The sequence below is a fragment of the Erythrobacter aureus genome, assembly GCF_003355455.1.
Classification (GTDB): domain Bacteria; phylum Pseudomonadota; class Alphaproteobacteria; order Sphingomonadales; family Sphingomonadaceae; genus Qipengyuania; species Qipengyuania aurea.
The window spans coordinates 2,007,448-2,027,029 of the sequence record NZ_CP031357.1; the positions used below are offsets into that span (position 1 = coordinate 2,007,448).

The following is a 19,582-nucleotide window of genomic DNA, read 5'->3' on the forward strand; positions in this document are numbered from 1 at the left end:
ATCGGCCCGCGCGCCGATCCGACCAGCAATTACGGGAAATACAACGTGGCCCACATCCGCCATGCCTTGAAGACCAAGCGCGAAGACGATTTCGCCGCCTGGTACCAGGAAGTTATCAGCGCCGCCGAAATGGCCGAGGAATCGGGCGTGCGCGGTTGCATGGTCATCCGCCCGTGGGGTTGGGGGATCTGGGAGCGGATGCAGCGCCTGCTGGACGACCGGATCAAGGCGACGGGACACGACAACTGCTATTTCCCGCTGTTCATCCCGCTCTCCAATTTCGAGCGCGAAGCCGAGCACGTCGAAGGTTTCGCCAAGGAAATGGCGGTCGTCACCCATCATCGCCTCATCGCTGGCGCGGACGGCGGGTTGGTCCCCGATCCCGAAGCGAAGCTGGAAGAACCGCTGGTCGTTCGCCCCACTTCCGAAACCATCATCGGCGATGCCATGGCGCGCTGGGTGCAAAGCTGGCGCGACCTGCCGTTGAAGCTCAACCAGTGGGCCAATGTCGTGCGCTGGGAAATGCGCACCCGCATGTTCCTGCGCACCAGCGAGTTTCTCTGGCAGGAAGGCCACACCGCCCATGCCGACGAGGCCGAGGCGAAGGACCACACGCTCACCATGCTCGAGGTCTATCGCGCCTTTGCCGACGAGGATCTCGCACTGGCCGTCATTCCGGGCGAGAAGCCCGAGAACGAACGCTTCCCCGGCGCGGTCGAGACCTGGTCGATCGAAGCCATGATGCAGGATGGCAAGGCGTTGCAGGCCGGCACCAGCCATTATCTCGGTACCAATTTCGCCAAGGCCAGCGGCATCAAGTTCCAAAACAAGGAAGGCAGCGAAAGCCTCGCCCATACCACCAGCTGGGGCGTCTCCACCCGGATGGTCGGCGGTGTCATTATGACGCATGGCGATGACGACGGCCTGCGCCTGCCGCCCAAGATCGCACCGCAGCAGGTCGTTATCCTGCCGATGCTGCGCGACAAACCCGAGGACGAGACGCTGATCGACTATTGCGAGGCGCTCCGCGCGACGCTGGCGAGCCAGATTGTGCTCGGCGAGCCGCTGCGCGTGCTGCTCGACACACGCCCCGGCAAGGCGGCGCAGAAGCGCTGGGACTATGTGCGCAAGGGCGCCCCGATCATCGTCGAGGTCGGTGGCCGCGACATGGAGAACGGCGTCGTCAGCCTGCTGCGCCGCGACCGGCTATGGGATGCCGAAACCGGCAAGCCCGCCTTCCAGAACCCGACCCGCCAAGTGGCCGGGAAGGCCATTCCCGATATCCTCGCCGACATGCAGGCCGCGCTGCTGACCGAAGCGGCCGAACGCCGCGATGCCAACATTACGCGCGGCGTCACCGATTTTTCCGAGGTCGAAAAGCACTTCGCGGCCTCGCGTTATCCCGGCTGGATCGAGGTCCAGTGGTCGAAGCCCACAGGTGCGGCGCTTGAGAAGGTCGTCGAGCGGCTCAAGGAGCACAAGCTCACCATTCGCAACGTGCCGATGGATGCCGCGCCTGCCGACGGTAGCTGCATCTTCACCGGAGATCCGGCAGTGGAACGCATCCTTATGGCCAAGGCTTACTAGCACGCGCGTGACATGGGGACTTCGGGTCCCCATATTGCGCGCATGACAAAACAGAACAAATTCCGGAAGCCGCAGGGGCTTCCGACGAAAGACCAGATTCTCGAATTCATCCAGACCTCCGATATCCCCGCTGGCAAGCGTGAAATTGCCAAGGCGTTCGGGCTGAAAGGTCAGGAAAAGATCGCGCTTAAAAAGCGCCTCAAGGACATGGCCGAAGAAGGCCTGATCGACGGCAAGCGCACCGCCTATCACCGGATGGGCGGCGTACCCAAGGTAACCGTGCTCAAGATCGTAGCGATCGAGGATGGCGAACCTGTGGCCGAGCCCGAGAACTGGGCTCCCGACAACAAGGAAAAGCCGCCGCGCCTGATGGTGAAGGAAAGCAAGAAGATGGCCGCGCTCAAACGTGGCGACCGGATTCTTGCGCGCAATGAAGAAACCGAGCGTGGATGGCGCGCGACGCCGATAAAGAAACTGCCCGCGCGCACCGAAGGGCTGATGGGCGTGGTCGAAAAGGATGGCAGCGGCAATTACTGGCTCGCGCCCGTCGACAAGCGCGTACGCGAAAGTGCGCCCATCGGCGATGTGGGCGAGGCGAAGGAAGGCGAGCTGGTGCTGGCCGAGCGCATGGGCAAATCCGCCCGCTCCAAGGTCAAGGTGGTCGAGGTCGTCGGCGACCCGCTCGCTCCCAAGGCCTTCAGCCTGATCGCCATCGCCAAGCACGGTATCCCGCACATCTTCCCGCAAGAAACGATTGCCGAGGCCGAACGTGCGGTCGACCTGCCGCTCTCGCCCGACCACCGCGAGGACCTGCGCGATATCCCCATCGTCGCCATCGACCCCGCCGATGCCCGCGATCACGACGATGCGATCTGGGCCGAGCCGGACGGCAAGGGCGGCTACCGCGCGATTATCGCGATCGCCGATGTCAGCTATTACGTCCGCCCCGGCGGTGCACTCGACCGCGAGGCGAGGAAGCGCGGTAATTCGGTCTATTTCCCCGACCGTGTGGTGCCGATGCTGCCCGAAGTGCTGAGCGCCGACGTTTGCAGCCTCAAACAGGATGTCGACCGCGCGGCGATGGCCTGCCACATCCGTATCGACAAGGACGGCAAGGTCAGCGACTGGCGCTTCACCCGCGCGATCGTGCGGCTCGCAAAGAACATCGCCTACGAGGACGCGCAGGCGGCCATCGATGCCGGCGACGCGCCCGAGTACCTCGCAAACCTGTGGGGCGCGTGGAAACTGCTGTTCAAGGCGCGGCAGGCGCGCGATCCGCTCGATCTCGAATTGCCCGAGCGCCAGGTGCGCCTCAACGACGAGGGTGTGATCGAGGAGATCGCCGTGCGCGAACGGCTCGATGCGCACCGCGTGGTCGAGGATTTCATGATCGCCGCCAATGTCGCCGCGGCCAAGGCGCTGGAAGCCAAGGCCGCGCCGGTCGTCTACCGCGTCCACGAGACGCCGAGCCGCGAGAAGCTGCTCGCCTTCCGCGAATATCTCGCCACGCAGGGCAAGAAGTTCGCGCTGGGCCAGGTTATCACGCCGGGAATCTTCAACCGCATGCTCAAGGACATCGCCGATCCGGCCGAAAAGGCGCTTATCATGGAAGCGGTGCTGCGCAGCCAGACGCAGGCTTTTTACGGGCCGCAGAACGCGGGGCATTTCGGCCTATCGCTCGGCTCTTACGCGCATTTCACCTCGCCGATCCGCCGCTACGCCGACCTTCTCGTCCATCGCGCGCTGGTCGATGCCTATAAGCTGGAACAGCCCGAACCGAAGATAGACCTGCCAGAGACATCGGGCCTTTCGGATCGTGACAAGACCGCGCTGCACCAGATCACCGATGCGATCAGCCAGACCGAGCGCCGCGCGATGGAGGCGGAACGCGACACGATCGATCGCTATGTCGCGGCCTGGCTTTCAGGCCGCGTGGGCGAGACGTTCGATACGCGCATCACAGGCGTTCAGGGCTTCGGCTTTTTCGCCACGATCGAGAAGCTGGGCGGAGACGGCCTTGTCCCGGTCAGCACGCTGGGCCGCGAATATTTCAGCTATGACGAGAAAGCGCAAAAGCTGATCGGCGAAAGCAGCGGGACCGAATATGCCGTGGGCGACCTCCTGAAATTGAAGCTCGCCGAGGCCAATGCGCTGACCGGTGCACTGAAATTCGAAGTGCCCGACAGCGATGGTTCGGGTATCGAACCGCGCGGCAATCGCGTTCGCGCGAAGAAGCGCACACATCAGAAGCGTGGCCCGAAAAAGCCGCCGGTCAAGGGCAAGGGCGCTCCACGCCAGCAGCACGATCAGGGCAAACGCGGGCGGCCGGGGAATATCCGGCACCAAGGGCGCAAGAAGAAGTGACCTAACGGGCGGAGCGGGGCTCCGCCGACCGATTTCGACAGGGAGGGGCAGGCGGATATGGCCGCGAACACAGAAGGGTCTTGTAGTTGCGGCGCCGTCCGGTTCCGGGTCACGGGGCCTTTCGAGAGCTTCTTCCTGTGCCATTGTCGGCGCTGCCGCAAGGATACCGGATCGGCCCATGCCGCCAATCTCTTCTCGCAGGCGGCCGAGCTCCACTGGCTTCGCGGGCAGGACACGGTCAGGACCTATCGCGTACCGCACACCCGGCATCGGAAGAGCTTCTGCACGATTTGCGGATCATCGGTCCCCAACAGTGCGGACGACGGGGCGGGGATTGTGGTGCCGGCAGGCTGTCTCGACAGCGCCATCGATCTTCTGCCCGACGCACATATCTTCTGTGCAAGCAGGGCGGAATGGGATGTGCGCCTGGAAGACATCCCGCATTGCGCCGCTCTGCCGGGTTAGGCCAGCGCGTCGATCTGTTCGCGGCTCAGGCCGCCGGGGACGAGGTAGAGCGGGCAGGGCAGGCTGCTCGCACTTCCCGCGAAATGCGTCACCAGCGGGCCGGACCCGCCTTCGGCACTCGTCGCCAGAACCAGTGCGGCGATATTGCCGTGTTCCTCGATATATTTGCGGATAACGTCGGCCGCCGAGCCCGGTCGTACGGCGATGGTCGGCATCTTGCCCATCTCGCCGAAGATGTTTCCCGCCGCGCTATTGGCCATCACTTCGGCCCGCTCGCGCGCTTCCTGCTCGATCGTCGCCTGAACGCCGCCGAACGCGTTGAAGGTCTGCTGCGGTACCAGTGCTAGGATATGGACCGATCCGCCGGTTTTCTGTGCCCGCAACGAGGCAAAACGCAGCGCCTGTCTGGCTTCTTCGGTCTCGTCCATGACGACAAGGTATGTACGCATCGATGCTCCCCGGCTCCCTCGGCAGCGGACTACCCGTTAATTCGTGTTCTCCGCAAGGACCTTGCAGTCGACCGACCTTTTCGCCAGAGGTGCGATCGAACTCATTCCCCAGCGAGGACGTAACGTCAACACCATGCCCACGCCGATCAAGATGCCCGCCCTGTCGCCCACCATGGAGGAGGGCACGCTCGCCAAATGGCTGGTAAAGCCGGGGGATACGGTCAATGCCGGCGACATCATGGCCGAGATCGAAACCGACAAGGCGACGATGGAATTCGAAGCCGTGGACGAAGGCACGATCGCCAGCATCGCGGTGGAGGAAGGGACCGAGGGCGTGAAGGTCGGCACGGTTATCGCCATGCTTGCCGAGGAGGGCGAGGATGTGGACGAGGCCGCTGCGGCGGCGCCTCCGGGCGATTCTCCTGCTAAAGAGCCCACCGAAACCAAGGAAGAAGAAAAGGGCGTCGTCCCAGCGAAAGCTGGGACCGCTAACGGCTCCGCTCAACCGAAAGCGACCCCAGCGTCCGCTGGGGTGACGGACAAGGACCGTATCATCGCCTCGCCGCTAGCCAAGCGGATCGCCGAGCAGAAGGGTATCGATCTTTCGGGCGTGAAGGGCAGCGGCCCGAACGGCCGTATCGTGAAAGCAGACGTCGAGAGTGCGACGGCCGGTGCCGCGCCCGCCAAGGAAGCCGCCACACCTGCGCCCAGCGCTCCGGCAAAACCCGCGACGCTCGGCGGCGATCTCGACGCGCCTTACGAAGCGCAAAAGCTCAACAATGTCCGCAAGGTCATCGCCAAGCGCCTCACCGAGGCGAAGCAGACCATCCCGCACATCTACCTCACCGTGGACGTGAGGCTCGATGCGCTGCTCGACCTGCGCAAACAATTGAACGCCTCGCTGGAGGCGGACGGCGTGAAGCTGTCGGTCAACGATCTGCTCATCAAGGCGCTCGCCCGCGCGCTACAGCGTGTTCCGGCCTGCAATGTCAGCTTCCAGGGCGACGAGCTGTTCCAGTATGCGCGCGAGGATATCTCGGTCGCGGTCGCCGCGCCTTCGGGCCTGATCACGCCGATCATTCGCGATGCGGGCCGCAAGGGCCTCGCCCAGATCAGCACCGAGATGAAGGAACTTGCGGGCAAGGCGCGCGACGGCAAGCTGCAGCCGCATGAATTCCAGGGCGGCACCGCGTCGCTCTCCAACCTCGGCATGTTCGGCACCAAGCAGTTCGACGCGGTGATCAACCCGCCGCAGGCGATGATCCTCGCGGTCGGCGCAGGCGAGCAGCGTCCGCATGTGATCGACGGCGCACTCGGCGTCGCCACCGTGATGAGCGCCACCGGCAGCTTCGACCACCGCGCCATCGACGGCGCCGACGGCGCGCAGTTGATGGAAGCTTTCCAGCAACTGGTCGAGAACCCGATGGGGCTGGTGGTGTGACCTCTCCAACTCCGACTAGCGAGCATGCTCGCAAGTCTGCGTATCCTCGCCGGCAAGCGGAGAGGACCAATAGAACGAACTCCTCTCCCCTCGCGGGAGAGGAAGGGACCCGCCGCGCAGCGGTGGGAAGGAGAGGGGGCAAGCGCAACCTCCTGCCATTGGCAAAACGTATGCGCCGCGAGCCGACCGAGGCCGAACGTCGCTTATGGTCGATCTTCCGCGCAGGTCGAATAGCCGGTGCGAAATTCAAGCGCCAAGAACAGATTGGCGATTACATTGTGGATTTCGTCTGCTTCAAGGCGCGGCTGATCGTCGAAGCGGATGGCTCACAGCACATCGATAGCGACGCGGACAAGGCCCGCGATGCCTGGCTCATCTCGCAAGGATTTCGAATTCTTCGGTTTTGGAACAATGATATACTGCAGGATAGCGACGCGGTCGCTGCTGCGATTCTGGAAGCGGTAAAATCCAGTGCCTGAACGCTCCCCCCTCATCCGCGTCACCGCCATGCCGACCGACCTCAACCCCTATGGCGGGGTGTTCGGCGGGTGGCTGATGAGCCAGATGGCGCTCGGCGCCGGTTCGCTCGCGAGCCGTGAGGGCAAGGGCAAGGCGGTGGTCGTCTCGGCAACCGATTTCGCCTTCCCCGGTGCGATGCAGGTGGGGGACGAATTGTCGGTCTATTGCGAGATCGCCGCAACCGGGAACACCTCGCTCACCATCGCCGCCGAAGCCATCGCCCGCGAGCGTAATGGCGAGGCTGAGACCAAGGTGGCGCAGGGCACGTTCAAGTTCGTCTTGCTCGACGATGACGATCGCCCGCGCGCGGTGGCGGAGCGGTGGGCATGATTGCCGCGCTGCTCCTTTCGCTGGGGACAGTCAGCGGCCCGCCTGCACCCGAGGCCGAGAGCTTTCCCGAGCCTCGCGCGCCGATGATCGGTCTCGACGGGCCGAGCCTCGATGCATGCGGCGGACTTGGCCGGGTCGGTGGAATGTACCGCAAGCAGGTCATCCGCGACGCGCCCGAAGAAGGCGCGCGCACCAGCGACACGCTCGAGCAGAGCACGCTTGTCTGGCTGTGCGAGGCCGAGGGTGACTGGCAGGGCGTGGTCTATGCGAGCGGTGAATTCCAGGAGCCCGGCGATTGCCGCGTCAGCAGTCCGGTCGCCGAGCCTCGCGCCTATGACGGGCCGTGCCGCGCCGGTTGGGTGCTGGCGAAAGATGTAGAATTTCTCGCCGGGTAAGCGGCGAACCATTTCGGAGTTATCATGGCTGACAAATACGACGTCATCGTTCTCGGTTCCGGGCCTGGCGGATATGTCGCGGCGATCCGCTGCGCGCAGCTGGGGCTGAAAACCGCCATTGTCGAGCGCGAGCTGCTCGGCGGCATTTGTCTCAACTGGGGTTGCATCCCGACCAAGGCGCTGCTGCGCAGTGCCGAAATCCTGCACTACGCCCAGCACGCCAAGGACTATGGCCTCAAGATCGCGGGCAAGATCGAAGCCGATCTCGAAGCTGTCGTGAAGCGCAGCCGGGGGGTGGCCAAGCAACTCAATCAGGGCGTCACGCACCTGATGAAGAAGAACAAGATCACGGTGCATATGGGCGAAGGGACGCTGACCGGCCCCACCAGCCTCACCGTGAAGGGCGAGAAGGGCGAGGAGAAGCTCAGCGCCAAGCACGTGATCGTCGCCACCGGCGCGCGCGCCCGCGACCTGCCCTTCGCCCCGGCCGACGGTAAGCGCGTGTGGACCTATCGCCATGCGATGACCCCGCCCGAAATGCCGAAGAAGCTGCTCGTCATCGGCTCGGGCGCGATCGGGATCGAGTTCGCCAGCTTCTACAACGATATGGGCTGCGAGGTGACCGTGGTGGAAATGCTCGACCGGATCGTGCCGGTGGAAGACAAGGACGTTTCCGCCTTCCTCGAGAAGAGCCTGACCAAGCAGGGCATGACCATCATGACCGGCGCCGGGGTCGAGGACCTGAAAGTCTCAGACAAGGGCGTGAAGGCCAAGATCAACCCCGGATCGAAGTCCGGGGCTCCGGGCAAAGCGGTCGAGACCGAGTTCACGCACTGCATCGTGGCCATCGGCATCGTGCCGAACACTGAGAACGTGGGGCTGGAAAAGCTGGTCGAAATGGACCGCGGCTTCATCCAGATCGACGACTATGGGCGCACCAAGTCGAAGGGCCTCTGGGCCATCGGCGACTGCACGCCCGGCCCCTGGCTGGCGCACAAGGCGAGTCATGAGGGTGTGACGACCGCCGAGGCAATCGCCAAGGAACTCGGCAACACAGACGTTCACCCGCATCCTCTCGACCGGGGCAACATCCCGGGCTGCACCTATTGTCACCCGCAAATCGCGTCGGTCGGAATGACCGAGGCCAAGGCCAAGGAAGCGGGCCATGAAGTGAAGGCGGGCACATTCCCCTTCATCGGCAATGGCAAGGCCATCGCCCTCGGCGAAGCGGACGGCTTCGTGAAGACGGTGTTCGATGCGAAGACGGGCGAGCTGCTGGGCGCGCATATGGTCGGCGCCGAAGTGACCGAGATGATCCAGGGCTTCGTCGTCGGCAAGACGCTCGAGACGACCGAAGCGGAACTGATGCGGACTGTCTTCCCGCACCCGACGATCAGCGAGAGCATGCATGAAAGCGTGCTTGCGAGCTACGGTCGGGCGCTGCATATCTGACCCGGTTTAGGGGAGGGCGAGACTACTGTGACCGGGTTCCTGATCCTCGCCTTCCTCATCCTCATCGCAGGTGTAGTCGCCGTTCCGCTGGCGAGCCGGTTCGGGCTCGGCTCGGTGCTCGGCTATTTGCTTGCGGGCATGGCGATCAGCCCACTGCTTGCCTCGCTCAATGTCGATGTCGACGCGTTGCAGGTCTTCGCCGAATTCGGCGTGGTGATGATGCTGTTCATCATCGGCCTCGAAATGGAACCCAGGCGGCTGTGGGCGATGCGCGGCAAGCTGGCCGGGCTCGGCGGCGGTCAGGTTTTGCTGACCACTCTGGTCATTACCGGTATTGCCCTGATCGATCGCCAGCCTTGGCAGACGGCGCTCGCGATCGGAATGGTGCTCGCACTCAGCTCGACCGCCATCATCGTCCAGACACTGACTGAAAAGGGGCTGCTCAAGACCGAGGGCGGCGAGGCCAGTTTCTCGGTGCTGCTGGTGCAAGACGTCGCCGTGATCCCGATTCTGGCACTGCTGCCGCTGCTGGCACTGCCCGACCTCGCGGCGGGGACGGTGGCCCATGGTGGGGGCGGCGCGCATGGCGGCATCGACCTCACCGCGCGCATGTCCGGATGGCTGGCAGGCGTCACCAGAATCGGCGCTGTTGCGACGGTGATCGCCATTGGAATCTATGCGATCCGGCCACTGTTCCGTTACATCGCCAAGGCCAATCTGCGCGAACTGTTCACGGCCGCCGCGCTGATGGTCGTTATCGGCATCGCGCTGCTGATGTCGCTTGTCGGACTATCGCCTGCGCTGGGCGCTTTCGTCGCGGGCGTGGTGCTCGCAACCAGCGAATACCGCCACGAATTGGAAAGCGATATCAACCCGTTCAAGGGCCTGCTGCTCGGACTGTTCTTCATCACGGTCGGCGCGGGGATCGACTTCGTGCTGGCCAGCACCATCTGGCAATCGGTGGTCTTCTGGGCGGCTGTGACGATCGCGGCGAAGATGGCGGTGCTGCTGACTATCGGCTGGCTCTACGGCCTGCGCCGCCAGGCACTGTGGCTATTTTGCCTGAGCCTGCCCCAGGCAGGGGAATTCGCCTTCGTGCTGATCGCCTTTGCAGTCGGCAATGCGGTGTTCGACCAGGCCTTCGCCGATCAATTGCTGCTGATCGTGGCGTTGACCATGTTGGCCACACCGCTGCTCTTCATCCTATACGACAAGCTGATCGCGCATGCCTATTGCACCAGCCAGGCCCTCGACGAGGCCGACACCATCGATGAGGAGAACCCGATTATCATCGCCGGACGAGGGCGTGTAGGCGGGATCGTCGATCGCATGCTCGATGCCGCGGGACACCGCGCGACGGTCATCGATTACAACAGCCAGCACCTCGAAAACCTAAAGAAATTCGGCATAACAACCTATTACGGCGATGCGACGCGCCCCGATCTGCTGGCAAGCGCCGGGATCGAGCGGGCGCGCATCCTGGTGGTCGCGCTGGACGAGCGCCAGCAGATCGACAAGCTGGTCCGCTATGCCTGCGAAGCCTTTCCGAATTTGCATGTGGTGGCTCGCGCGAAAGATCGCGACCATGTCTATCACCTATGGGCCATGGGGTGCCGGGACATCGTTCGCGAGACCTACGACAGCGCGCTGCGCATGGGCCGCTCGGTCTACGAGGCGCTGGGCCATGACCGCCAAGCCGCGACTGCGATGGTGGAGGCATTCGAGGAAATGGATCGCACATCCATGCGCGAAGTCGCCGATGCCTATCGACTCGACATTCCGCCTTATGAAAACGAGGAGCTCCTGGCCAAGATCAGGGAACTGAAGGCCGAATGGGACCCGAAATTGCGCGACGCGATGGACGAAATCGCAGGGAGGGGAAAGTGATACGTACCCTGCCACGGTAAGACCAAGGGGTCGCACGCCGCCATGGTATCCGATGTCGCTTTGGCGGCGCGGTTGTGAAACCTGCCTTTGATCTCACTGCCAGGGCGCCTTGCCGCCATGTCTGGACATGATAGCATCGACCGGCGTTTACCGAACGAAGGAGTAAACGCATGGAATACGAGATCGACGATGATCCGCAGGATAGCGATTGCATATCCGAAGGTCAGCGCGATGGCGGCCTGATCGAAGACCATATCGCGCTTCGAAATCAATCGAGCGTCCAGCCGAGAGACTATCCCTCTGCCGACCGGGAGGACCAATCGGTCGGAAGAGCACCGCCTCGCGGCGAATAGCTGGCGGAGAGGGTGGGATTCGAACCCACGAAGGGCTTGCACCCTTGCCGGTTTTCAAGACCGGTGCATTCAACCGCTCTGCCACCTCTCCGCGAGCGCGGCGCTAGCTACCCACATAGAGTGTATTTGTCACGCCCCGAGGAAGTTCGATGGATAGTTTTTCGTAAACGGTGAATGACACTTGCCGTTAAGCTTCCCTCTGCGACAATGAACGTATGATTTTTCGCCGCTTTCTTGTCGCCCTCGGGGCCATCGCCCTCTCGCTTCCTTCCGTCCCCGCGCAAGCGCAGGAGGATCTCGGCTTCGACGCCTATCTGCAGCTTTTGATTGCACGGGCACGCGCCGAGGGAGTCAGCGAAAGTACGCTCGCCCGGATGACCGCGGGTCTGGAGCCGAATTATCGAGTCATCGAATTGGATCGCAACCAGCCCGGCGCGCCGACCAGCACCGGCTATCCGCCGTTGGCGCCCTACATAGCGAGGCACGTCGATAGTGCTCGTATCATGGGTGGCCGCAGAGCGTATTCCCAGTATTCGGGCACCATCCGTTCTATCGAGCGGCAATACGGCGTTCCGGGAGAGATACTCGTGGCAATCTGGGGGCACGAAACCGCCTATGGTGCAGTCAAGGGCGGCTTCGATCTGTCGCGGGCTCTGGCGACCATGGCGTGGGAAGGGCGTCGCCGCGATCTGTTCGCCAGCGAATGGGTCGCGCTGATGAAGGTTGCCGACAAAGGCTATTCCCGCAGCGAGCTCAAGGGCAGTTGGGCGGGCGCGTTCGGCAATCCGCAGTTTCTGCCCTCCGTCTACCTTCGCCTCGCGGCCGACGGGAACGGCGACGGCCGCGCGGATATCATGAATAGCGGCGCTGACGCCCTTGCATCCATCGCCAACTATTTCCGCGATGCCGGTTGGCGCAGCGGCCAGCCTTGGGGTGTGCGAGCATACATCCCCTCCAATTTCGATGTCGCTTCCCACCGCACCGAGATTGTCGCTCCGGTTTGCGCCAGGGTGCATGAGCGCCACAGCGTCTACAAGACCGTTCGAGAATGGCGTGAACTGGGCATTCAACCCCAAGGTGCGATCGGTGACGATCTGCTTGTGACGCTCTTTCAGCCCGATGGCCCCGGAACATCCGCTTGGCTGTTAACGTCGAATTATCGGGTCATTCTCGAATATAACTGCTCGAATTATTACGCCATGAGTGTGGGATTGCTGGCCGATGAAATTGGAAACTAGGATCCTTGGCGCCGCACTGGCCGGGCTAAGCTCTTTCGGCCTGGGTGCTTGCGCCAGCATCGCGCAGGACGCACCGGCACCTGCAGCACGGCCTATCGGCAACGGACCTTCGGCCGATTATCCGATCGTCATTGGCGATCCTTTCACCATAGACGGTGTGACCTATACACCGCTCGACACGATGAATTACGATCAGGTCGGATATGTCACGGTGGACGAATCCGGTACGAAAGGCATTACCGGCGCGCACCGCACGCTCCCCTTGCCAAGCTATGTCGAAGTGACTGCTCTCGATACGGGAAGAACGATCCTGGTGCGGGTCGAGCGGCGTGGTCCGATGACCAATGAACGCCTGCTGTCATTGTCGGCTAATGCCTTGGGTCAATTGGGTGCGGAGGAGGGGGCTCCGATACGGGTCCGCCGAGTCAATCCTCCCGAAGAACATCGCGCGGAATTGCGTGCCGGGCGCGAAGCGCCATTGCGCATGGATACCCCGCAGGGCCTGCTCGAAGTGCTCAAACGCCGCTTGCCCGAACGCGGTTCCGCCCCTCTGGGGGATACCCGGCAGGCGCCGGTGAGCGGCGCGGTGCCCGTCCCGGATATCGCAACAGTCGATCCCGATGAGGAGGCTGTCATGCCATCGCCCACGCAAGAAACCGACGCTAGTGACGAGGCCCAACCCGCCCCGCGAAACGACGCGCTGCGCCCACAATTGCCCATGGCGGTTGAGGGTGGCCCCACACCCGCGCCGGTCATGGTGGAGACGTCCGAAGATGGGAAATTCGCGGTGCAACTGGGTGCCTTTTCAGTGCGATCCAATGCCGATAGCCTGGCCAGGCGGGTTCAGGGCTATCTCGAAACGAGCGGCAATCTAACTCTCGTCCGTGTCGGGCCATTCGCAACCCGTGGACAGGCAGCGCAGGCGCTCGCCATGCTGCGAGAGCGGGGCTATAGCGACGCCGAAATTCGTTTACTCGACTGACACGGCCGTGGCGCTTGCCTCGGCGAGAGGGAGCCCATTTGAGTTATCGTCTGACTTCGCTCGCCGTTCTGGCAACGGTTTTGGTCGCCGCACCACTGGGAGCGAGGGATAACCCTGGTCCCGCCATACCCAGCGTGGAAGACGCGCCGATCGCTTACCTCCTCGACTCGTCGAGCGGACAAGTCCTCTTCGAACGGGATATCGACCGTCGCTTCATGCCGGCATCGATCACCAAGGTGATGACCACTTTCCTGGCATTCGAGTGGATGGAGGAGGGGCGGCTTTTCCCCCAGCAGGTTTTTGGAATCAGACCTGAAACGTTCCGCCAATGGAGCCGCAAGGGATCCACCATGTTCCTGTCGGCGGACGCGCGCGTTACGGTCGACGATCTGCTGCATGGGGTCACTACCGTTTCGGCCAATGATGGCGCCGTCGTTCTGGCGGAAGGAGCCGCCGGATCGGTGGAAGATTGGGTCGCCGCGATGAACGCCAAGGCCCGCGAGATAGGCATGGCAGACAGCCGGTTCGGCAATCCCAACGGGTGGATGGATGAAGGCAGGACCTTTGTCACCGCCCGCGATCTGGGAACGCTGGCGCAGGCAATGGTGACCCGCCATCCTTCGAAATATCGCCATTTCGTTGGTGCCAGGGAATTCGAATATAACGGTATTACGCAAAGCAACCACGATCCGATTTCGGGCGTGGTAAGAGGTGCGGACGGTATCAAGACCGGTTTCACCAATCAGGCCGGGTTCGGTTTCCTGGGCTCGGCACAACGCGACGGGAGGCGCCTGATCATGGTCGTTGCCGGCAGTCCAGGCGGGCGTGTCCGGGCGTATGCCTCCCGTTCCCTTGTTGAATGGGGTTTTGAGGCGTTCGACAGTCGGACGCTTATCGATCCTGACGAACGGGTGGCAAGCGCCCGTGTGCAAGGTGGAGGCGCATCCGAGGTCGGCTTGACGACGCCGCGAGGCATACGGGTATCCGTACCGAAGGGCAGAGAGCCGCAAATTTCACTCTCGGTCCGCTATGAAGGGCCGTTGCGCGCGCCGATCGCCAAGGGCGAACATGTTGCCGAACTTCTCGTCACCGTGACGGGCATGCCGAGTTACCGCGTCCCGCTTGTAGCCCGAGAGGAGGTTCTCGAGGCGACGGTGATTCAAAGGGTATTCAATGCCTTCAGGAGCTGGCTTACCTGATGCCGGGCCGTTTCATCGCATTCGAGGGTGGCGAAGGCATGGGCAAGTCGACCCAGGCTCGCTTGTTGGCCGAATTTCTGCGTGGAGAAGGCCGTTCGGTTGAATTGACGCGCGAGCCGGGCGGAACACCCGGTGCGGAAGCGATCAGAGAGCTGCTCCTTTCGCCACCCGGGGAGGGCTGGACTCTCGGAGCGGAGGCGCTGCTTTTCGCTGCCGCGCGGGCCGATCACGTTGCCCGCAAAATTCGCCCCGCGATCGAGGCCGGCGACTGGGTGATCTGCGACCGCTTCCTCGATTCCAGTCGCGCCTATCAGGGCCGAGCGGGCGGGATGGGCGATGATCGTGTGAGGACTTTGCACGAGATAGGCAGCGGCGGATTGGTGCCGGATGTCACAGTCGTCATCGACGCGCCCATTGGCGATGTCGCCGCGCGTCTCGTCAATCGCGACGGAGAGGAAAGCGATGCGATCGGCGGGAGAGCAGCCGAGTATCACGCATCCGTAAACGCTGCCTTTCTGGAATTCGCGCGGGCCGAGCCGGATCGATTCGCTATCGTCGATGGCAGGGGGTCCGTCGAGGAGGTGCACGAAAAGGTCCTCGATGCGCTGTCACGCTTTTTGGGAACCCCCTGATGCTGCTTGGCCATGAAACCGCCTGGCGCGAGTGGCACGAGGCGCTGGCAGGGGAAAGGATGCACCATGCCTGGTTGCTGGCGGGGCGCCGCGGCGTCGGTAAGGGCAGCTTTGCCCTGGCGGCCGCGCGCGAACTCGTCGGAGCGGATCAAACCGAGGCCCAGCACCACCCGGACATCCATGTGCTCACATATGCTCCCAAGGACGACAAGGAAGAGCGCAAGCGCGCCGATGGTAAACCTTACGAATTGGCCCGAAGCATCCGCATCGCACAGATCCGAGCCATGCAAAGCAGGCTGAGTACGCGGCCGACAATGGGCGACAGGCGTGCCATCATCGTCGACCCGGCCGACGATCTCGAGCGCAACGCCGCCAATGCTTTGCTCAAAAGTCTGGAGGAACCACCAGTGGGGACATATTTCCTCCTGGTTTCCCACAGCCCGGCCCGGCTATTGCCCACTATCCGCTCGCGCTGCCGTGTATTGCGCTTCCCGACCGTATCCGAAGCGCAAATGGACCTTCTATTACGCGATCTGGCGCCGGATGCGGATGACGCAACCCGGGCGGCAGCCATTGCGGCGGCTGCGGGGTCTCCGGGGGCCGCTCGGCAATTCGTCGACATGGAACTGGGCAAGGTCGCGCAGGCCATGGGGAACATCCTCGACCGGGGAGATCCCGATTTTCACCTCCGGGGCACGCTGGCCGGGTTGATCGGCGCCCGTCCGGACCGCGAACGCATCCGCGCCGTCCTGGAACTTGCGCGATCGGTGGTGGCGCAGCGTCTCGAGGCTTCGCTGGACAATCCGCACAGGATAATCGACGCGCATAGCGAGCTGGTACGCCTGAGCGGCGAGCAGCCGACCTACAATTTCGACGCCGGGCTTCTGGCGATGGAAATCGGCACCTTGCTCGCGAAGGCCGCTGCGGCTAGCGAGCGGGCCGATGGCTGAACCTTATTACCTTACCACCGCGATCCACTATCCCAATGGCAGGCCGCATATCGGCCATGCCTATGAAACGATCGCGGCCGATGTAATCGCCCGCTTCCAGCGCCTTCGCGGGCGCGAGGTCCGTTTTCAGACCGGCACCGACGAGCATGGGTTGAAAATGGCCCAGAAAGCGCGCGACATGGGCAAGACGCCGCGTGAGCTCGCGGATGAAATGTCGGGCTATTTCAGGGAGCTGTTCGATGTCTTGAATATCTCCTACGATCGTTTCATCCGCACGACCGATGCCGATCACCATCGTGCCAGTCAGGCGATCTGGCAAGCGATGGAGGCAAAGGGAGATCTCTATCTCGATCGCTATGAGGGGTGGTACTCGGTCCGCGACGAGGCTTATTACGACGAGAAAGAGCTTGTCGAAGGGGAGGGGGGCGAAAAGCTCTCACCGCAAGGCACGCCGGTCGAGTGGACCGAGGAAGAGACGTGGTTCTTCCGACTGTCGCGATATGCCGAACCGCTGCTCGAATTGCTCAAAACGCCCGGTTTTCTCGAACCGGCAAGCCGACGCAACGAAATGGTCGCGTTTGTCGAACGCGGTTTGCAGGATCTGTCGGTTAGCCGGACGAGTTTCGACTGGGGTGTCAAGGTCCCGAACAGCGACGGTCACGTCATGTATGTCTGGGTCGATGCGCTGACCAATTACATCACCGGCGTCGGCTATCCCGACGGCGGCGAATTGTGGGAAAAGTTCTGGCCGGCCGATCTGCATCTGATCGGCAAAGACATCGTTCGCTTCCACACGATTTACTGGCCCGCCTTCCTGATGAGCGCCGATCTACCGCTGCCCAAAAAGGTTTTCGGTCATGGCTTCCTGCTCAATCGCGGCGTCAAGGAATCGAAATCGCTGGGCAATGTCACCGACCCGATGGAGCTGGCGGAAAAGTTCGGGGTTGATGCGCTGCGCTATTTCCTACTGGCCGAGGTGACCTTCGGACAGGATGGTAGCTATTCGGCAGAAGCACTTGTAAATAAAGTAAATGCAGAGTTGGCTAATAGCTTTGGCAACCTCGCGCAGCGCACGCTATCGATGATCGCCAAGAATATGGATGGCGTATTGGAAGTTTTCGAGCCGTCGGACGACGACAAGGTTTTGCTTGCCAAGGTCCGCGAGGTCTGCGCCGACATCCTGCCGCGCGAATTCGAGCAACTCGCGTTTTCCATCGGGATCGAAGCCTGGCTCAAGGCGGTCTACGCCTGCAATGCCTATGTCGACGAACAGGCGCCTTGGGCCCTCAAGAAAACCGATCCGGAGCGGATGAAGGCCGTGCTTCAGACGCTTTTCATGGCGATCAGGGATCTTGCCATCGCTATTCAGCCCGTAGTGCCGGAGAAGGCCGCTGCGGTGCTCGACCAGCTTGGCGTTCCGGCGGAGAAGCGGGCTTACGCCGATCTCGCGGACGATGGTTGGTTCCGCGCGCTCGCTGGTGCCGGGCACTCGATCGGCAAGCCCACACCGGTCTTTCCGCGCCTCGAACTGCCGGAAGAAGAGCCCGCCTGATGCTGGTCGATAGCCATTGCCACCTCGAATACGAAGGCCTCGTCGAGGAGCAGGGCGAGGTACTGGACCGTGCCCGCGGGGCAGGGGTGCAGGCCTTCCTCAACATCTCGACGAAGCGTTCGGAATGGGGGCAGGTGATCGGTACGGCCCAGGCCGATGCCGACATTTTCGCCAGCGTCGGAATTCATCCGCACAACGCGGATCAGCATCTCGACCTAACCCGTAACGAACTGCTGGAAGCCTGTCGGGAAAAAACGGTGATCGGGATCGGCGAAACCGGGCTCGACTACTATTACGATCATTCAGATCGCGCCGCGCAGCAGAAGCTCTTTCGAATGCACATCGACGTAGCGCGCGAGCTTCAGCTCCCGGTGATCATTCACACGCGCGATGCCGAAGACGACACGCTCGAGATACTCGAAGATGAATTGGGGAAGGGGCGCTTCCCGGCACTGATCCATTGCTTCACCGCTTCGGCCCAATTCGGCGAGCGCGTGCTGGAGCTTGGACTGTCCATTTCGATTTCGGGTATCGTTACCTTTAAGAATGCCAAGGACTTGCAGGCTTTCGCCAAAGCCATTCCTCAGGATCGGCTATTGGTCGAAACGGATAGCCCTTTCCTCGCGCCGGTCCCCCATCGCGGTAAGACCTGCGAACCCGGTTTCGTGCGCGACACTGCCCAATTCCTCGCGGATTTGCGCTCCGAAAGCCTCGAAGATTTGGCAGAGTATACCACGCGCAATTTCTACACACTGTTCAGCAAGGCGGTCGCGTGAAACTGCTGATGCTCGGCTCCGGCACGTCTACAGGTGTGCCGAGGATCGGCAACGACTGGGGCGAATGCGACCCGCACGAGCCGCGCAACCGGCGTATGCGTGTATCGATTATCGTCGAAAACGATGCGGGCCGAAAGCTCCTCGTCGATACCTCGACGGACTTGCGGGCGCAGCTTCTGGCCAACGGAGTTGCGAAGGTCGATGCGGTCTTCTGGACGCATGACCATGCCGACCATTGCCACGGTATCGATGACCTACGGGTCATGCGGTATGATCGCAGCAATCCGTTACCGGGCTTTGCGAGCAAGGTGACCTGCGAACGGTTGCGGCGGCGTTTCGATTATGTCTTCGAAGGTCAGTTCGGTTATCCTACCCTAATCGATCTTCGGGAAATCACGCAAAAACAACTGATTGCGGGCTTTTCCTTCGACCATGTAGAGATGCCGCATGGTCCGGTGACAAGCACCGGCTTTCGCTTCGAGGCCGATGGTAAGTCGATCGTATACGCCACCGATTTCAGCGAGATCACACCGGCAATGGTCCGGTGCTTTCAACGCGCCGATATTCTGGTGGTCGATTGCCTGCGCAGGCGGCCGCATCCAACGCACGCCAATCTCGATATGGCTCTCGAGCTGGCGCGCAAGGCCAAGGTGCGCAAAACCGTGCTCACGCATATGGACAAGAGCATGGACTACCGGAGCCTATGTTCCGAAGTTCCGGCGAATGTCACCGTGGGTTACGATGGATTGGAGATGGCCGCGTGAACGAATATCAAATCGTTTCGCTGGTTTCCTTGCTTGGGTTCCTGATCCTTGTCGCGTCGGGCTTCCGTTCGCATCAGGTCGGCTTGCGAAGGGGATTTTTCATGGCAGGGGCATGGGCTGGAATCTTCGCCATTGTCATCCTGTTTATCGACATGGTTCGCTAAATGCATGACCGCATTTAACATAATATATATTATCAAGCTGATTGTCGTGGTGGACAGCTATGGCTTGCAGCCCTTCCGGTCCC

General features: G+C 62.3%; 20 protein-coding genes and 1 tRNA gene. 19 read left to right on the plus strand and 2 right to left on the minus strand.

Translation table 11 applies throughout. The features are described 5' to 3' along the window. Positions 1-45 precede the first annotated feature (45 nt). From proS to DVR09_RS09830, 3 genes are read left to right on the plus strand one after another with little or no spacing between them, the layout of a single operon-like run. Complete coding sequence (gene proS, locus DVR09_RS09820) at positions 46-1,587, plus strand: proline--tRNA ligase (protein WP_115416768.1); 1,542 nt, start codon at positions 46-48, stop codon at positions 1,585-1,587. Between the two features lie 42 nt (positions 1,588-1,629). Beyond that, a complete protein-coding gene (gene rnr / locus DVR09_RS09825) occupies positions 1,630-3,951 on the plus strand; it encodes a ribonuclease R (protein ID WP_174223738.1) in 2,322 nt (773 codons plus the stop codon). A 57-nt stretch (positions 3,952-4,008) separates the two neighbouring features. Beyond that, complete coding sequence (locus tag DVR09_RS09830; RefSeq protein ID WP_115416770.1) at positions 4,009-4,416, plus strand: GFA family protein; 408 nt, start codon at positions 4,009-4,011, stop codon at positions 4,414-4,416. Here DVR09_RS09830 and DVR09_RS09835 read toward each other — a convergent pair. Continuing rightward, entirely contained in the window at positions 4,413-4,865 is a 453-nt protein-coding gene (locus DVR09_RS09835) for a universal stress protein (protein ID WP_115416771.1), read from the minus strand. The genes DVR09_RS09830 and DVR09_RS09835 overlap by 4 nt on opposite strands. 133 nt (positions 4,866-4,998) lie before the next feature. On the opposite strand from DVR09_RS09835, the gene DVR09_RS09840 reads away from it, so the two are divergent. The 7 genes from DVR09_RS09840 to DVR09_RS09870 all read left to right on the plus strand — a co-directional run bounded on the left by DVR09_RS09840 (position 4,999) and on the right by DVR09_RS09870 (position 11,242). Continuing rightward, on the plus strand, positions 4,999-6,306 hold the full coding sequence (locus DVR09_RS09840) for a pyruvate dehydrogenase complex dihydrolipoamide acetyltransferase (protein WP_115417888.1): 1,308 nt from the start codon (positions 4,999-5,001) through the stop codon (positions 6,304-6,306). A gap of 170 nt (positions 6,307-6,476) precedes the next feature. Continuing rightward, complete coding sequence (locus tag DVR09_RS09845; protein ID WP_115416772.1) at positions 6,477-6,785, plus strand: endonuclease domain-containing protein; 309 nt, start codon at positions 6,477-6,479, stop codon at positions 6,783-6,785. 28 nt (positions 6,786-6,813) lie between these two features. Further along, positions 6,814-7,155 (plus strand): acyl-CoA thioesterase, encoded by a 342-nt coding sequence (locus DVR09_RS09850; protein ID WP_115416773.1) that lies wholly within the window; start codon positions 6,814-6,816, stop codon positions 7,153-7,155. Further along, a complete protein-coding gene (locus DVR09_RS09855) occupies positions 7,152-7,550 on the plus strand; it encodes a hypothetical protein (RefSeq protein WP_115416774.1) in 399 nt (132 codons plus the stop codon). Before DVR09_RS09850 ends, DVR09_RS09855 begins: the two co-directional genes overlap by 4 nt. 24 nt (positions 7,551-7,574) lie before the next feature. Continuing rightward, positions 7,575-9,002 carry a dihydrolipoyl dehydrogenase gene (gene lpdA, locus DVR09_RS09860; RefSeq protein ID WP_115416775.1) on the plus strand — a complete coding sequence of 476 codons (1,428 nt, stop codon included), beginning with the start codon at positions 7,575-7,577 and terminating at the stop codon, positions 9,000-9,002. A 27-nt stretch (positions 9,003-9,029) separates the two neighbouring features. Continuing rightward, a complete protein-coding gene (locus DVR09_RS09865; RefSeq protein ID WP_115416776.1) occupies positions 9,030-10,889 on the plus strand; it encodes a cation:proton antiporter domain-containing protein in 1,860 nt (619 codons plus the stop codon). Between the two features lie 170 nt (positions 10,890-11,059). After that, the gene (locus DVR09_RS09870; protein WP_115416777.1) at positions 11,060-11,242 is read left to right on the plus strand and encodes a hypothetical protein; all 183 of its coding nucleotides are present in this window, start codon (positions 11,060-11,062) and stop codon (positions 11,240-11,242) included. A 1-nt stretch (position 11,243) separates the two neighbouring features. Here the strand turns inward: DVR09_RS09870 and DVR09_RS09875 are convergent. Further along, a tRNA-Ser gene (locus tag DVR09_RS09875) sits at positions 11,244-11,333 on the minus strand. Between the two features lie 124 nt (positions 11,334-11,457). On the opposite strand from DVR09_RS09875, the gene DVR09_RS09880 reads away from it, so the two are divergent. The 9 genes from DVR09_RS09880 to DVR09_RS17185 are packed head-to-tail and all read left to right on the plus strand — an operon-like array spanning position 11,458 to position 19,499. Next, positions 11,458-12,480, plus strand: a complete 1,023-nt coding sequence (locus DVR09_RS09880) for a lytic murein transglycosylase (RefSeq protein WP_115416778.1) — start codon at positions 11,458-11,460, stop codon at positions 12,478-12,480. Beyond that, entirely contained in the window at positions 12,464-13,462 is a 999-nt protein-coding gene (locus DVR09_RS09885; protein ID WP_115416779.1) for an SPOR domain-containing protein, read from the plus strand. Before DVR09_RS09880 ends, DVR09_RS09885 begins: the two co-directional genes overlap by 17 nt. A gap of 38 nt (positions 13,463-13,500) precedes the next feature. Beyond that, a complete protein-coding gene (locus tag DVR09_RS09890; RefSeq protein WP_115416780.1) occupies positions 13,501-14,661 on the plus strand; it encodes a D-alanyl-D-alanine carboxypeptidase family protein in 1,161 nt (386 codons plus the stop codon). Beyond that, positions 14,658-15,293 carry a dTMP kinase gene (gene tmk, locus DVR09_RS09895; RefSeq protein ID WP_115416781.1) on the plus strand — a complete coding sequence of 212 codons (636 nt, stop codon included), beginning with the start codon at positions 14,658-14,660 and terminating at the stop codon, positions 15,291-15,293. Before DVR09_RS09890 ends, tmk begins: the two co-directional genes overlap by 4 nt. Then, positions 15,293-16,243: a DNA polymerase III delta subunit-related protein gene (locus DVR09_RS09900; RefSeq protein WP_115416782.1), complete on the plus strand. Its 951-nt coding sequence runs from the start codon at positions 15,293-15,295 to the stop codon at positions 16,241-16,243. The genes tmk and DVR09_RS09900 overlap by 1 nt, the downstream gene beginning before the upstream one ends. Next, positions 16,236-17,795 (plus strand): methionine--tRNA ligase, encoded by a 1,560-nt coding sequence (gene metG / locus DVR09_RS09905; RefSeq protein ID WP_115416783.1) that lies wholly within the window; start codon positions 16,236-16,238, stop codon positions 17,793-17,795. The genes DVR09_RS09900 and metG overlap by 8 nt, the downstream gene beginning before the upstream one ends. After that, complete coding sequence (locus tag DVR09_RS09910; RefSeq protein ID WP_115416784.1) at positions 17,795-18,571, plus strand: TatD family hydrolase; 777 nt, start codon at positions 17,795-17,797, stop codon at positions 18,569-18,571. Before metG ends, DVR09_RS09910 begins: the two co-directional genes overlap by 1 nt. Beyond that, on the plus strand, positions 18,568-19,335 hold the full coding sequence (locus DVR09_RS09915; RefSeq protein ID WP_115416785.1) for an MBL fold metallo-hydrolase: 768 nt from the start codon (positions 18,568-18,570) through the stop codon (positions 19,333-19,335). The genes DVR09_RS09910 and DVR09_RS09915 overlap by 4 nt, the downstream gene beginning before the upstream one ends. Beyond that, on the plus strand, positions 19,332-19,499 hold the full coding sequence (locus tag DVR09_RS17185) for a hypothetical protein (protein WP_162814931.1): 168 nt from the start codon (positions 19,332-19,334) through the stop codon (positions 19,497-19,499). Before DVR09_RS09915 ends, DVR09_RS17185 begins: the two co-directional genes overlap by 4 nt. Positions 19,500-19,582 lie beyond the last annotated feature (83 nt).